The organism is Streptomyces sp. NPDC052020, from assembly GCF_040680575.1.
Lineage (GTDB): Bacteria > Actinomycetota > Actinomycetes > Streptomycetales > Streptomycetaceae > Streptomyces.
Genome location: NZ_JBFAWY010000012.1, coordinates 174,037 through 188,394 on the forward strand (window position 1 = coordinate 174,037; position 14,358 = coordinate 188,394).

A 14,358-nucleotide genomic window follows, 5' to 3' on the forward strand; every position below is an offset into this window, starting at 1 on the left:
CGCCGCGACCCCACCGCAGACACGCGACGGCCCCCGGCCGGGACGGGCATCCCGATCGAGGGCCTGACCACCGAGGAAGAAGGCCCTTCCCGATGGATACCCGGCACCTTAGCGCGCCCCCGCGCCCGCGGTCCCTCAATCCGCGCGGCATCACCCACATCAACACCCGCCACACCGCCCGCTTCACGGTCGTCGGCAACCACCTCGCCCAGCACCGGCGGCTGACCCTCACGGCGATCGGCCTCGCCGTCCATCTCCAGTCGCTGCCCTCCGGCACCCGCGCCGACATCAAGACGCTCGCCGCCCGCTTCCCCGAGGGCGAGACCCGTATCGCCGCCGCGCTGCGGGAGCTGGAGGCCCACGGTTACCTGGCCCGCATCCGTGAGCGCCTCCCCAGCGGCCGGATCGTCACGTACACGGTGTCGTACAACCAGCCCGACGCCCCGTACGGCCGTTCCGCCGAAGGCCGCCTCGGTGCCCGGCGGCGGCACCCGCCCGGCACCCCGGCTCCCCGCCGACGTACCGCCCCCACCGCCCTCCCCCGCGGCCCCGGACCCGAAGCCCGCGCCCGCACCCGAAGCCGCTCCCCCGGCCCCGCCCCCGGTCTCGCTCCCGGAGCCCGGCACCCCCGACCGGGAACGTCACCGCGCCGCCACCGCCCTCCTCGCCCGCCTCCACCACCACGATCACCGCCTGCTGCTCCCCGAGCGGGACGCCCACCGCCTCGCCCCGGCCGTCGCCGCCTGGCTCGAACGCGGGGCCCACCCCGACGCCGTACGCCACGCCCTGACCGCGAACCTCCCCCGCGAGCCCCTCCGCCACCCGGCGGCCCTGCTCGCACACCGCCTCACCGAGCTGATGCCCCCCGCACCGGCCCCGCCACCACCCGCCGACGCACCCGCCGCCCCGGCGCCGTTCCACAGCTGCGAGGGCTGCGAGCGCGCCATCCGGTCTCCGCACCCGGGGGCCTCCTGCCGTGACTGCCGCCACTCGGGCCTCGACGCCCGTGCGGCGGCGTGACGGACCGGGAGACGCACCAGCGCGGGCACCGCGGCCGGGAAAGCGTCCGCCCGGCCCCCGTCCCGGCCCGTTCTGGCTATCGTGGCCGGGACGATCACAGGGCAACCGCCCTACGCGGCAAGGGGAATCACGGTGGAGCAGCGGAACACGGACACGGCCGGGCGGGCCGCGGGGATCGACACCAGCCGGCCGCATCCGGCGCGGATGTACGACTGGTTCCTCGGCGGCAAGGACAACTACCCGGTGGACGAGGAGCTGGGCCGGCGGCTGGTGGCCTTCGCGCCGGCCATCCCCGTCATGGCGCGCATGAACCGGGCCTTCATGCACCGCGCCACCCGCTGGGTGGCCGGGCAGGGGGTCCGCCAGTTCCTCGACATCGGGACCGGCATACCGACCGAGCCCAACCTGCACCAGGTGGCCCAGGAAGTCCTCCCCGACGCACGGGTCGTCTACTGCGACAACGACCCGATCGTGCTGGCCCACGCCGAGGCGCTGCTGCACGGCACCGCCGAGGGCGCCGTCGACTACGTGCAGGCCGACGCCCGCGACACCGAGGCCATCCTGGAGCGCGCCGGGAAGGTGCTGGACCTCGACCGGCCGGTCGCGCTCTCCCTGATCGCGCTGCTGCACTTCCTGGGCGACGACGACGGCGCCTACGAGCTGGTGGAACGCCTGAAGGCGGCGCTGGCCCCGGGCAGCTGGCTGATCATGTCCCACCTCACCCCCGACTTCCACCCGGAGGAGGCCGCACAGAAGGTCCGTGACATGTACCGGGCGGGCGGGCTCACCCTGGAGCTGCGCGGCCGGGAACGGTTCGCCCGCTTCTTCGAGGGCCTCGAACCCGCCGCCCCGGGCATCGTGGCGGCCGAGGAGTGGCACCCGGAGCTCGGCGAGCCGGTCCCCGGGCAGGAGGACGTCCACAGCGGGGCCTATGTGGCGGTGGCCCGCAAGGCGTGACCCGGCGTCCGCGCCGCGATCCGCCGCGATCGGCGCGCGCGACGGCACTTGGTCCGAACCAACCTCTTGCCCACGTCCTCCGCACGCCGCAAGCTCCCCTCATGGAGCTGGAGTTGCGGCATCTCAGAACGGTCCGGGCCATCGCCGACGCCGGCAGTCTCACCCGGGCGGCGACGGCTCTCGGTCTCGCCCAGCCCGCGCTGAGCGCACAGCTCAAGCGGATCGAACGGGCCCTGGGCGGCGCCCTGTTCGAGCGCGGACGGCACGGCGTACGGGCCACCGCGCTGGGTGAACTGGTACTGGAGCGCACCCGTGTCGTGCTGCCCGCGGTCACCGAGCTCCAGCAGGAGGCGGCCCGGTTCGCCCGCACCCCGCGCCGCACGGCGGACCGCTTCCGCCTGGGCGGCACCCACGGCCCGCTGCTCGGCGCGCTGGTGGACCGGCTGGCGGACGTGGCCCCCGACGCGCAGGTGACGACCTGCACCTCCTGGTCGGAGCGGGAGCTGGCCGACCTGCTCGTCGAGGGGCGGATCGACTTCGCCCTGGTGGGGGTCTGCGGCTCCGCCACCCCGCCCGGTGCCGAGCACCTCGCATGGCGGGAGATCGCCACCGACCCCGTCTTCGTCATGGTCACCGACGATCACCCGCTCACCCGGCGCGGTGAGGTGGAGCTGACCGAGCTGGCGGGCGAGGAGTGGGCCTGCGTGCCCGGCGACGGCTGTTTCGGGGACTGCTTCAGCGCGGCGTGCGCCCGGGCCGGGTTCACACCGCGCCGCATGTACGAGACGGACACCGCGTCGCTGGTGCATCTGGTGCAGGTGGGGCGGGCCGTGGGCCTGTGCCGCGCCACGTTCCCCGCCACGCCCGGCATCACCACCCGGCCGCTGAGCGGTACGCCGCTGACCTGGCGGCATCTGCTGGGCTGGCACCCGGCGACCCGGCAGCCGGACACCGCGGCCACCGTCCTGGCGCTGGCCCGCGCCGCCCACGCGAGCACGGCGGCGCGCAGCGACGGCTACGCCGGCTGGCTGGCGGCGCGCGGCCCGACGCCCTTCCATAACGCCGCGCAGAGGGTCACCTGACGTCTTACCCGGCTCCGTCGCCCCTCCCTACGGTTTCGGCACCTCCCCACCGGCATCAACCGGACCACCGAAACCGAGGAGATCCCCCATGCTCCAGCGACACGCCAGAGCCGTGGGCGCCGCCCTGGCCGCGACGGGCGCGCTGCTCCTGACCGGCCTCACCGGCTCCGCGGGCGCCGCCCCGGCGGCCCCGGTTCCGGCCGCGCCGTCGGCCGCCGAGACCCTCCGCGCCGACGCCGCCCCGCCCGCCCTGCTGCGCGCCCTCCAGCGCGACCTGGGGCTGGACGCCCGGCAGGCGGAGCGCCGCCTGGCCAACGAGGCGGAGGCCGGTGCCACGGCGGGCCGGCTGCGCGCCGCGCTCGGCGCCGACTTCGCGGGTGCCTGGGTGGGCGGCGCCGAGTCGCAGGCGCTCACCGTGGCGACCACCGACGCCGCCGACGTCCGGCGGATCGAGGCGCAGGGCGCCGAAGCGGCCGTCGTCCGCCACTCCCTCGCCGAGCTGGACGCGGCGAAGGCCGCCCTGGACCGCGCGGCGGCGGCCCACCCGGGCGCCGCCGCCGACGCCCCCGTCCGGTACGTCGACGTCCGCGGCAACACCCTGACGGTGCTGGCCGCCCGCCCGTCCGCGGCCCGCTCCCTGCTGGCCGCCGCCGGGGTCGGCGGCGATCTCGTCCGCGTCCGGGCCTCCGCCGAGTCGCCCCGCCCGCTGTACGACCTGCGCGGCGGCGACGCGTACTACATGAACGGCAGCGGGCGCTGTTCGGTCGGCTTCCCCATCACGCGCGGCACCCAGCAGGGCTTCGCCACCGCCGGTCACTGCGGCCGGGCGGGCACGAGCACCACCGGCTACAACCAGGCCGCCCAGGGGTCCTTCCAGGCGTCCAGCTTCCCCGGCCGGGACATGGCGTGGGTGGCGACGAACTCCAACTGGACCGCGACCCCGTACGTCAAGGGCGCGGGCGGACAGAACGTGCAGGTCACCGGGTCGACGCAGGCCCCGGTGGGCTCCTCGGTGTGCCGGTCGGGCTCGACCACCGGCTGGCACTGCGGCACCATCCAGCAGCTCAACACCAGCGTGACCTATCCCGAGGGCACCATCACCGGTGTCACCCGCACCTCGGTCTGCGCCGAGCCCGGCGACTCGGGCGGCTCGTACATCTCCGGCAGCCAGGCCCAGGGCGTCACCTCGGGCGGCTCGGGCAACTGCCGCACCGGCGGCACGACGTACTTCCAGCCGATCAACCCGCTGCTCCAGTCCTACGGGCTGACCCTGAAGACGAACGCGAGCGGCCCCGGAGACCCCGGGGACCCGGGTGACCCCGGCGACCCGGGCGAGCCCGGCGGCACCTGGGCGGCCGGCACCGTCTACCAGGCGGGCGCCACGGTGACCTACGGCGGCGCGACCTACCGCTGCCTCCAGACCCACCAGGCGCAGGCGGGCTGGGAGCCGCCGAACACGCCGGCGCTGTGGCAGCGGGCGTGAACCGGCCATCGGACCGCTGAGGGGGCGGCCGGGTGCGGGGAGACTTCCCCGCACCCGGCCCGGCCGTGTCAGCGCACGCGCCGGCTCTCCAGCGGCCCCAGATACGTCTCCGGCAGGCCCCCCGCGTCGATGACCAGCCGCTGGAGCACGACCGTCGGGTCCACCATCCAGAAGGTCAGCCGGTGCGCGCCCGCCCGGGTGATCCGGTGCCGGGTGGCGGTCCGGTTGACGTTGTCGGAGGTGTGGCGCTCCCAGCGCCGGTTGAGCCCGCCGTCGTCGGGGCCGGTCGCGGCGATCACGTCGACGGTCTGCGGGGTGTCGTCGTCGAAGGAGACCGCGTAGCGCAGGCCGGGGCGGGCCAGCGCGGGGTTGCGGGGCGACAGATAGGCCCACACGGTGACCTCGCCGGGCGTCAGCAGGGTCACGTCGTACTCCAGGCGCGGCCCGTCGCCGCCCGGGGTCTGCGCGGGGGCGGTGACGGGCACCGGGGTCATGCCCGCACCGGTGCGGCCGATGCGGTCGACTCGCAGCCAGCCGACGCCGCGGGCGCCGACGGCGCGGGTGTGGTGCTCGGCGTCGATGGCGACGTAGCCGCCGGCCTCCACGAAGCCCTTCAGGCCGCGCGGCGAGACGGGGGCGGCGACCGCGCGCACGGTGACGGTGCGGCCCGCGCCCTCGACCGTCAGCTCGCCCTCGGCGCGCCCGGCCGGGACCTTCGCCCAGTCGACGCCCACCGTCACCCGGGTCTGCCGCCGGACCGTGCCGCGCGGCCGGTCCACCCTGAGCCAGGGCACGGAGGAGGTGATCCGGTACGGGAACGGCCGGGTGCCCCGGTTGAAGACCTCGACGTACTGCGGCGCGCGGGTCTGGTACGGGCTGAACTCGGGCAGCACCGGATCGGCCGCCCCGGCCTGCGGCCACCACCGCTCGGAGCCGTCCACCGCCACGCCCATCTCGGCGGTGTCGGGAACCTCGATGCGCCGTACCGCCGGGAAGAGGACGTCGGGGATGGCCACGTTGTCGATCTCGGGCTGCTGCCAGGGCGCGTTGGGCCCGTACCGCTCCACGTCGCCGTAGCCGATGTGCGGCTGGAGCTGGAAGTCCTTCCACTTGCCGCCCGCGATCTCCTTGTTGAACACGTCCTGGAGCCGGAAGTCCTCCTTCAGCCCGGCCTCGGCGTGCTCGGCGCGCTCGTTGGTGGCGGCGCGGCCCTGGGCGGCGTAGAGGAGGTTGGTGAACTCGGCCTCGCGCAGGTCGTAGAGGTTGGCCGTGGCCTGGACGTTGTAGCCGACAAGCTCGAACCAGGCGTCGCGGGCGGAGTCCGGGAGCCTGCGCGCGACGCGGGCCGCCTTGCGGCCGAGCTCCCGCCACTCCTCGGTGACCCGTTCCAGCTCGCCCCAGTAGAAGGGCGTCTGCTGATCGTCGTAGACGACGGCGTCGTCGTCGGTGGCGAGGTCCTTGGCGGGGTCCAGGGTGATGCGGCGGTTGAGCAGCTCGGGCTTGCGGAGCTGCTGGAGGTGGCCGTAGCGGGCGAGGATCCCGGCGATCTCCTCGGCGTGCTCCTCGCCGAAGTGCAGGGCCGCGTACCGGCGCTCCCACTCCGGGATCGCGTCCAGTTCCCAGCGCGCCGGGTTCCAGGCGTAGTCGAGGAAGTACTGGGTGGGCAGCTCGTTGCCCTTCAGGTCGCCGACGTTGGTCACCCACAGGGTGGTGTTGCCGTAGGCGACGGCCTGGTGGAGCTGGTCCCAGAGGTTGGGCAGGGAGACGGTGTCGACCCACTTGTAGTTGCGGCCGTCGCCCACGTAGTCGAAGTGGTAGTACAGCCCGTAACCGCCCCGGCGGGGCGGCTCGGCGGGGTCGGGGTGCATGCGGATGTTGCCCCAGTTGTCGTCGCACAGGACGACGGTGACGTCGTCGGGCGCACGCAGGCCGCGGGTCCAGTAGCGCTGGACCTCCTTGTAGAGCGTCCACACCTGGGGGACGGAGGTTTCGGAGCCGGTGACCTCGGCGATGATCCGCCGCTGAGTGGCGATGATCTCCTCCATCAGCTCGATGGCGTCGCCGTCCGGCAGGCTGGTGTCGCCGTTGCCGCGCATGCCGAGGGTGACCACGCCCTCGAAGCCCTGGTCGGCCATGCGCTGGACGCCCTCCCGCCAGTACGCCTCGATCGCGGCGCGGTTGCGGCGGAAGGACCACTCGCCGGTGCCGCCGTAGGGGTCGCGGCCCGGCTTGACGATGTTCCCCCGCGCGTCGCGCTGGGCGGGGACCGCGTGCCGGTTCCACTCCTCGATGCCGCGCATCATCGGCGCCTCGTGAGATGTGCCCATGACAACGCCGTACTCGGCGGCGCGCGCGTGGTTCTCCGGGTCGTCCTCGGCGAAGGCCCGCCCCCAGACCGCCGGCCAGAGGTAGTTGCCCTTGAGGCGCAGGATCGCCTCGAAGACCTTCGCGTAGAAGTCGGCGTTGAAGCCGCCCCGGTAGCCCTCCGCCTTGCCGGGGCCGAAGTACTGGGGCGCCCAGGTGCCGAGGTTGGGGTTCTCGTCGTTGATGAACACCCCGCGGTACTTCACGGCCGGGGTGCCCTGGGTCCAGGCGCCGGGGCGGGCGTAGATCTGCGCGCGGCGCACCGGCCGCACGTCGTCCCACCAGTACCAGGGCGAGACGCCGATGCCGAGGGAGACGTCGTAGACGCCGAAGATGGCGCCGCGCTGGTCGCTGCCCGCGATGACGAAGGCGCGGTCCACTCCGGGCAGGGGGTCCTCCACCGTCACCTGGAGCGAGGTCTCCCACTTCCCCCGGATCGCGGAGACGTCGAGCTTCCCGGCTCTGACCAGGGAGTCGAGGAGCGGGCTGCGGCCCACCGTGCCGACGATCACCACCTCGCGGGCCCGCCCGCGCTCGGCGGCCGGCCGTACGCCGGTGACCCGCTCGATGTCGGCGCGCAGGTCGGCGGCGGCGCGGCGGACCCCGGGATGGTCGCGGGCGTCGGCCAGGACGGGGGCGGCACGCCCGGCCCGGACCAGGGGGAAGGCGCCGGGTTCGGGGCGGAAGGCGATGTAGGCGCCGGGGTCGGTGCGCCGGGGGGCGCCGTCCGCGGCGGCGCCGGAACCCGCGCCGAGCAGGGGCAGGCCGGCGCCCGCTCCCACGGCGGCGCCCGTTCCGAGAACCGTTCTCCTGGACACAAACCGCGCCATGGCGACACCCCTCCGGTAAAGCCCGATCCGAATTTCGTAAGTGGCATGACAAATGCTGGAGGTGGTGCCCACCGTGAACAACGGGACGGACGGCAACGAAGCGGCAACGAAAGGTTTCGCGTTCCCGGACCCGTTCGCGGCCGGTCCGCCCCCGTGGCGCGGACCGGTCGCGGGCCTGCCGGCGCCCAGGTCACCCGCCAGGGCCGCGCAGCACCTGGGCGGTGGCCAGCTCCCGGTAGACCGGGCTGGTGGTGAGCAGGTCGTCGTGCCGGCCGCAGGCGACGGTGCGGCCGCCGTCGAGGACCACGATCCGGTCGGCGTGCTGGACGGTGGAGAGGCGGTGCGCGATGACGAGGACCGCGCAGTCGGCGGTGACCTCGCTCAGCGTCCGGGCGAGCGCGGCCTCGTTGACGGCGTCGAGGTGCGAGGTCGGCTCGTCCAGCAGGAGCAGTCGTGGCCGGGCGAGCAGGGCGCGGGCCAGGGCGACGCGCTGCCGCTCTCCCGCGGAGAGGGTGCCGCCGCGGTCGCCGAGCCTGCCGTCGAGCCCGCCGGGCAGCCGCCGCACGACGGGGCCGAGCCGGGCCAGCCGTACGACGCGCAGGATGTCGTCCTCGCCGGCGCCGGGCGCGGCGTAGGTGAGGTTCTCCCTCAGCGTGCCCTCCAGCACCTGCGTGTTCTGGTCCACCAGGGCGATACCGGCCCGGCTCTCCCGGCGGCTGAGTTCCGTGGCGGGGCGGCCGTCGAACCGGAGGGTCCCGGAGTCCGGCTCGTACAGGCGCGCGACCAGCGAGAAGAGGGTGCTCTTGCCCGCTCCCGAGCGGCCCACCAGGGCCACCAGGGCGTGGCGTGGCACGGTGAGCGACACCCCGCGCAGAACCGGCCGGTCCGGGGCGTACCCGAAGCGGACGTCGGCCAGATCCAGCGCGGGGGGCGCCGCTCCCGCCGGGGACGCCGCCGGGGACGTCCGGGCGGCCGCGCGCGGGGTGGCGGCGGGCGGAGCGGCGGCGCGCGCGGACGGGACGGCAGCGGCGGGCGCGGGCCGCCGGTCCGGCTCCTCGGGCAGGGCGAGGGCCTCGTCGATCCTCCGGTACGCCCCCATGCCCCGCTGGATCAGCCCGAGCGCGCGGAACACCGACGACAACGGCAGGACCAGGTACGACGCGTACAGCAGGAAGGCGACCAAGTCCCCGAGGGACCCGGCACCGCCACCGTGGACGCGCAGGCCCCCGACGACCAGGACGAGCAGGAAGGAGCCCTGGACCGCGAGCTCGACGGCGCTGCTCATGACCGCCGCCAGCTTCGCCGCCCGTACGCCCGAGCGGTACGCCGCGTCCACCCGCTCGCCGACGCGGCGCGCCTCGCGCTCCTCGGCCCGGTACACGCGCACCACCGGCAGGGCGCCGAGCGCGCGCTCCAGCTCCGCGGCGACGGCGCCGACGGAGTCCTGCGTGTGCTCCGACGCCGCCCGGATGCCCTTCAGGAGCAGCGCGACGGCGACGGCGGCCAGGGAGACCGCCGCCACGACGAGCAGCAGCAGGAAGGGGTCCAGCCACAGCATCAGCAGCAGCGCCCCGGCCGAGACCAGGCACCCGGTCACCAGATCGACCAGCGCCTGCGACACGACGTCCCGCAGCAGGGTGGTGTCGGCGGTGACCCGGGCCACCAGATCGCCGCCGCGGCGGCGGTCCAGCTCCCGCATCTCCAGCCGCAGCAGCCGCGACACGAGGGCGTGCCGCACCACGCGCACCACGCCCTCGCCCATGCGGTCCAGCAGGAAGCGGCCGATGGCGCCCGCCGCCGCCTCGGCGGCGAAGAGCCCGCCCAGGAGCAGCAGGAACGGCCACGGCGGCTGACCGCGCGCACTGGAGTCCACGACGTGCTTGGCGACGAGGGGCTGGGCGAGCCCCAGCACCGACGCGGCCAGGGTCAGCGCGGTCGCCACGGCGACGCAGGGCCGGTGACCGGACGTCAGCCGGAACAGGGCGGCCACCGACCCGGCCAGCGACCGGCCGGCCGGCGGCGGGAGGCCGTCCGCCACCACGGTGTCGCTCACGTCCCCGCCCGCGTCACCGGCGCCACCGTCACCAGCCGCACGAAGTAGCCGTCCGGGACGCCCTCCCCCACGGGACGGCCCCGGGCCTCGATCCAGGCGTGGGCCGAGAACGGCGGCACCCTGCTCACCCCCGTGCACCACGTGGGCCAGGTGCCGCCCAGTCGGCACAGCAGCGCGGCACCCAGCGACCGCGGCAGGCAGCCCCGGGGCCCGGCGCAGCGCAGGCTCACCGCGCACAGCGCCTCCCGCGCCGCGGCCGCCTCGGCGGGTGAGGCGGGCCGGGCACCGCGGCGCACCCGTTCCAGTACGCCGCGGATGCGGCGCGGCGGCAGGAACGACAGCGCCAGGGCGGGCACCAGGACCAGGCGGGCGGCCAGCCGCCGGGCGAGGGGAACCCCGGCCGGCCGGTCCAGTGCGCTGGGCGTCGTCATGACACCAGCCCCGCGCCCCGCAGCTCCCGGACGAGGGCGTCGACGTCCCGCGCCGCCTGGGCCCGGCCGATGTCGAACCGCGCGACGAGCGCCGCGACGGCGGCTTCCTCGTCTCCGCCCTCCATCAGGGTCCTCACCACCAGCGCGCCCGTGGGGTTGAGCTCCCAGTAGTCACCGCTGCGCTGGTCCAAAAGGACGGTCCCGTAGTCGGTCTCCGCGGTGGAGACGTCGGCGCCGAATCGGAGTGTCATGGGGTCGATGCCTTTCTGCCGTTTCCGTCAGCGGACGGCGGGACCCGGGTGCGGCGCGCGCTCCCGGGCGCGCAGCCACACCTCGCATCCGATGGTCGAGTAGAGGATCGCGTCGCGCAGGCCGGGCGCGGAGGGGCGCTGCGCGAGCCGGCGCAGCGCCTCCCCGTCGACCAGGCCGAGGCGTTCCAGCCGGGAGCCGGTCCACAGCGTCATCAGGTCGCCCCGGTGGCGCCGCAGCCCGTCCGAGGCGTCCATCGAGGCCTCCGCCTTGTTCGCGCGCCGCAGGCACGGCTCCGGGACGACGCCCCGCATGGCCTCCGCGAGCAGGGGCTTGTACCGCCACGGCGTGACCCGGTCCTCCGGGCGGACCGCGAGACACGCCTCGATCACCCGGTCGTCGAGGAAGGGCGAGGCCATCGGCAGGCCCGCCCGGGCCGCCATCCGCTCCCACTGACGGATGATCCGGGTGCAGGCGCGGATGAGCTCCAGGTCCGTGTGCATCCCCCGGTCGGTGTGCAGGGGCCGGGCGTGGGCCGCCGACTCCAGCAGGGCGCGGCGGGCCAGCCGCTCCGCCTCCGGGGTCGTCCAGGGAAAGAGCCGGGGCGCCGTCCCCCAGCCGAGGCTGCCGGCGACGGAGCTCCGCGGCATCGGATCGCGCAGCCGGCGGGCGCTGCCGGCCAGCCAGGCCCGGTACGGCCGGACGTCGGCGAGCGCGCGTACGGTCGCCCCGAGCGGCCAGGTCCACAGGGCGCGGAAGCCGCGCAGCTGACGCAGGGCGAACAGCGGACGCGTGCGCAGCAGCCGGTGGTAGTACGCCTCGGAGCACCAGGCGACGTGGTCCCCGCCGATCCCGGTGAGGTGGACGCGGCTGCCGCGTCCGGCCAGCCAGGGCAGGTGCTGGAGGACGCGCGAGCGGTCCATGACCCCGATGGACGGTTCGTCGAGCAGGTCGTCGACGCCCAGCAGGTCCGCGTAGACCAGCGCGGACGCCTCCGCGTCCCAGACGACGTGGTCGACGTGCGGAAGGTGGCCCGCCGCCTGCCGGGCCCAGGCCAGGTCGGTGTCGGCGGGGTTGCGTCCCGGCCAGGTCGCCGCCACCACGGAGGCCGGGGAGCGGGCGGCCAGGAAACACACGGACGTGGAGTCCAGCCCGCCGGACAGGTCGCAGCTGACCACCCCGCCCTGCCGGGTCCGTACGTCCACCGCCTCCGCCAGCGCCTCCCGCACCCGGGGCGCGCCCCGCGCGAGCGAGCGGACCGGCTCCGGAGGCCACCACCAGCGCGTCCGCCGTACCCGGCGTCCGTCGGCGGAGACGATCAGGGCGTCTTCGGGGGAGACGGCGTCGACGCCCTGCCAGACCGAGGTCTCGTACAGGGGATGCGGCACCGGCCACAGCAGCCGCACCGCCAGCTGCCCGGTGTCCGGCTCCCTGCCCAGGGCCGCGGCGAGCAGGTCGGCGCTGGTCGCCGCCACCCGCACGCCGCCCACCTGGGCGTGGAAGACCAGCCGGAGTCCGGAGGCGGTGCCCTGGATCCTGAGCTGCCCGCCGAGCGCGGCCGCCAGGTGGAAGCTGCCGGGCAGCGACCGGGCGAGGGCGTCGAGTTCCGCGAGGTCGCGCAGCCGGGCGGCATGGCGTTCCAGTGCGTCCCGGCCGACCGGGCACCAACCGATGACGGCGAGGGCCGCGTCCCCGGCCCGGACCGTGGTGGCCTCCGTGTCGGACCAGTGGCCCACCAGCCACGGACGGCCCGAGGCGTGGGCGAGGACGCGTGTTCCGGGGCGGCGGAAGAGGCGGGCCGCGGCGGCGGCCTCTTCGCGGTCGGGGAACACCGCGAAGTGCGCGTCGCCGGGGCCCGTTCCCGCACTCTCGTGCGTGTCGGACATCAGGTCGCGTTACCCGCCGACCGCCGTCAGTTCTTGCTGAGGATCAGACGGTCGTTGCCGCTGCGCTGCAGCAGCCCGGTCCTCCGGCGGAACGACCCCAGGCGGACGAGTGTGGGGGCCTCGTATGCCTTCTTCATGGCGACTCCTCTGGTGTGAGCGGTACCGCCGTCCTTCCACGGCCGGCGGCTGTGACACCAGCTAGCTGCGCGCCGAGTGGCCCGAGCAAGACGAGCACCATAAGTCGTATCAGCAGATTTACAAGACACCCCGGAATCACACTGCCCCCTCCCGCTCTTCCGCCCCACACCGGCAGGGGGGTGGCGCGGGGAGGCGAATGACCGGCAGATACGTTTCCACCTCCGCTGGTGAAGCAGGGCCGCCGAACGGATGGGAACGTGCGGCCGAACACGGCCACGAGGGGGCTCCGCCCGGCGCACTCACTCCGGGCCACGCAACCGCGGCCTCGCCGTCCCAACGGACCGGGCGGCACACGCGAAGGCCCGCACGGCCGAGACCCTGCGAGCCCCTCGTCCCCCGCGCGCCGCCCCCGGCTCTCGGCTCCGTGTGCCCCGCCCGCAGCTCTCCTCCCGCTCCCTCCCCCGTCAGCGGCCGGCTCCGGTCGCACCGCGGGTCCAGGCCGGCGGCGTCCCACCGCTCGTCGGGAAGGGCGGGCCCCCGGCCGCGCGGGTCGTTCCCCGCAACGCGGAAGGGGCCCGCACGACCGAAGTCGTACGGGCCCCTTCAGGCCATTGGCCTCACGGCCATGTCAGGTCAGACGACCCTCAAGCAAGCGGAACTTACTTGACGATCTTGGTGACCTGGCCGGCGCCCACGGTCCGGCCACCCTCACGGATGGCGAACTTCAGGCCCTCCTCCATGGCGACGGGCTGGATGAGCTCCACCTTCATCTCGGTGTTGTCACCCGGCATGACCATCTCGGTGCCCTCGGGGAGGGTCACGACGCCGGTCACGTCCGTCGTACGGAAGTAGAACTGCGGGCGGTAGTTGTTGAAGAACGGCGTGTGGCGGCCACCCTCGTCCTTGGACAGGATGTAGGCCTGCGCCTCGAACTCGGTGTGCGGGGTGACCGAGCCCGGCTTGATGATGACCTGGCCGCGCTCGACGTCCTCGCGCTTGATGCCGCGGAGGAGCAGACCGACGTTCTCACCGGCCTGGCCCTCGTCGAGCAGCTTGCGGAACATCTCGATGCCGGTGACCGTGGTGGAGGTCTTCTCCGGCTTGATGCCGATGATGTCGACGTTCTCGTTGACCTTGAGGACACCACGCTCGATACGGCCGGTGACGACCGTACCGCGACCGGTGATGGTGAAGACGTCCTCGATCGGCATGAGGAACGGCTTGTCGACGTCGCGCTCCGGCTGCGGGATCGACTCGTCGACGGCCTTCATCAGGTTGAGGACGGAGTCCACCCACTCCTGCTCGCCCTCGAGGGCCTTGAGCGCGGAGACCTTGACGACCGGAACGTCGTCGCCGGGGAACTCGTACTCGGAGAGGAGCTCACGGACCTCGAGCTCGACGAGCTCCAGGATCTCCTCGTCGTCCACCATGTCGGCCTTGTTCAGGGCGACGACGATGTACGGAACGCCGACCTGGCGGGCCAGGAGCACGTGCTCCTTGGTCTGCGGCATCGGGCCGTCGGTGGCGGCGACCACGAGGATGGCGCCGTCCATCTGCGCCGCACCCGTGATCATGTTCTTGATGTAGTCCGCGTGACCCGGGCAGTCGACGTGGGCGTAGTGACGCGCCTCGGTCTGGTACTCGACGTGCGCGATGGAGATGGTGATACCGCGCTGGCGCTCCTCGGGCGCCTTGTCGATGTTGTCGAACGGGGTGGCCTCGTTCAGGTCCGGGTACGCGTCGTGCAGCACCTTGGTAATGGCGGCCGTGAGGGTCGTCTTACCGTGGTCGATGTGACCGATGGTGCCGATGTTGACGTGCGGCTTAGTCCGCTCGAACTTCGCCTTCGCCACTGGGGTCCTCCT

11 protein-coding genes are annotated in these 14,358 nt (G+C 74.5%); 4 read left to right on the plus strand and 7 right to left on the minus strand.

All coding sequences use genetic code 11. The features are described from left to right. Positions 1 to 474: 474 nt before the first annotated feature. The 4 genes from AB0L74_RS15620 (at position 475) to AB0L74_RS15635 (ending at position 4,542) form a co-directional block, all read left to right on the plus strand. Entirely contained in the window at positions 475 to 1,020 is a 546-nt protein-coding gene (locus tag AB0L74_RS15620; protein WP_365651106.1) for a hypothetical protein, read from the plus strand. 132 nt (positions 1,021 to 1,152) lie between these two features. Continuing rightward, positions 1,153 to 1,977 (plus strand): SAM-dependent methyltransferase, encoded by an 825-nt coding sequence (locus AB0L74_RS15625; protein ID WP_365651109.1) that lies wholly within the window; start codon positions 1,153 to 1,155, stop codon positions 1,975 to 1,977. A gap of 101 nt (positions 1,978 to 2,078) precedes the next feature. After that, complete coding sequence (locus tag AB0L74_RS15630; protein WP_365651112.1) at positions 2,079 to 3,059, plus strand: LysR family transcriptional regulator; 981 nt, start codon at positions 2,079 to 2,081, stop codon at positions 3,057 to 3,059. A gap of 88 nt (positions 3,060 to 3,147) precedes the next feature. After that, on the plus strand, positions 3,148 to 4,542 hold the full coding sequence (locus tag AB0L74_RS15635) for a carbohydrate-binding protein (RefSeq protein WP_365651115.1): 1,395 nt from the start codon (positions 3,148 to 3,150) through the stop codon (positions 4,540 to 4,542). 68 nt (positions 4,543 to 4,610) lie between these two features. Here AB0L74_RS15635 and AB0L74_RS15640 read toward each other — a convergent pair whose 3' ends face one another. The 7 genes from AB0L74_RS15640 to tuf form a co-directional block, all read right to left on the minus strand. Beyond that, positions 4,611 to 7,736: a glycosyl hydrolase 115 family protein gene (locus AB0L74_RS15640; RefSeq protein ID WP_365651118.1), complete on the minus strand. Its 3,126-nt coding sequence runs from the start codon at positions 7,734 to 7,736 to the stop codon at positions 4,611 to 4,613. 190 nt (positions 7,737 to 7,926) lie between these two features. Beyond that, a complete protein-coding gene (locus tag AB0L74_RS15645; protein WP_365651121.1) occupies positions 7,927 to 9,789 on the minus strand; it encodes an ABC transporter ATP-binding protein in 1,863 nt (620 codons plus the stop codon). Continuing rightward, the gene (locus tag AB0L74_RS15650; protein ID WP_365651124.1) at positions 9,786 to 10,220 is read right to left on the minus strand and encodes a lasso peptide biosynthesis B2 protein; all 435 of its coding nucleotides are present in this window, start codon (positions 10,218 to 10,220) and stop codon (positions 9,786 to 9,788) included. Before AB0L74_RS15650 ends, AB0L74_RS15645 begins: the two co-directional genes overlap by 4 nt. After that, positions 10,217 to 10,471, minus strand: coding sequence for a lasso peptide biosynthesis PqqD family chaperone (locus tag AB0L74_RS15655; protein ID WP_365651127.1), 255 nt, complete (start codon positions 10,469 to 10,471; stop codon positions 10,217 to 10,219). Before AB0L74_RS15655 ends, AB0L74_RS15650 begins: the two co-directional genes overlap by 4 nt. Before the next feature lie 27 nt (positions 10,472 to 10,498). Continuing rightward, positions 10,499 to 12,355, minus strand: a complete 1,857-nt coding sequence (locus tag AB0L74_RS15660) for a lasso peptide isopeptide bond-forming cyclase (protein WP_365651130.1) — start codon at positions 12,353 to 12,355, stop codon at positions 10,499 to 10,501. A gap of 26 nt (positions 12,356 to 12,381) precedes the next feature. Beyond that, positions 12,382 to 12,492 carry a keywimysin-related RiPP gene (locus AB0L74_RS15665; RefSeq protein ID WP_365651133.1) on the minus strand — a complete coding sequence of 37 codons (111 nt, stop codon included), beginning with the start codon at positions 12,490 to 12,492 and terminating at the stop codon, positions 12,382 to 12,384. Positions 12,493 to 13,152: 660 nt separating this feature from the next. Then, positions 13,153 to 14,346 carry an elongation factor Tu gene (gene tuf / locus AB0L74_RS15670; RefSeq protein ID WP_030778468.1) on the minus strand — a complete coding sequence of 398 codons (1,194 nt, stop codon included), beginning with the start codon at positions 14,344 to 14,346 and terminating at the stop codon, positions 13,153 to 13,155. Positions 14,347 to 14,358: the final 12 nt, after the last annotated feature.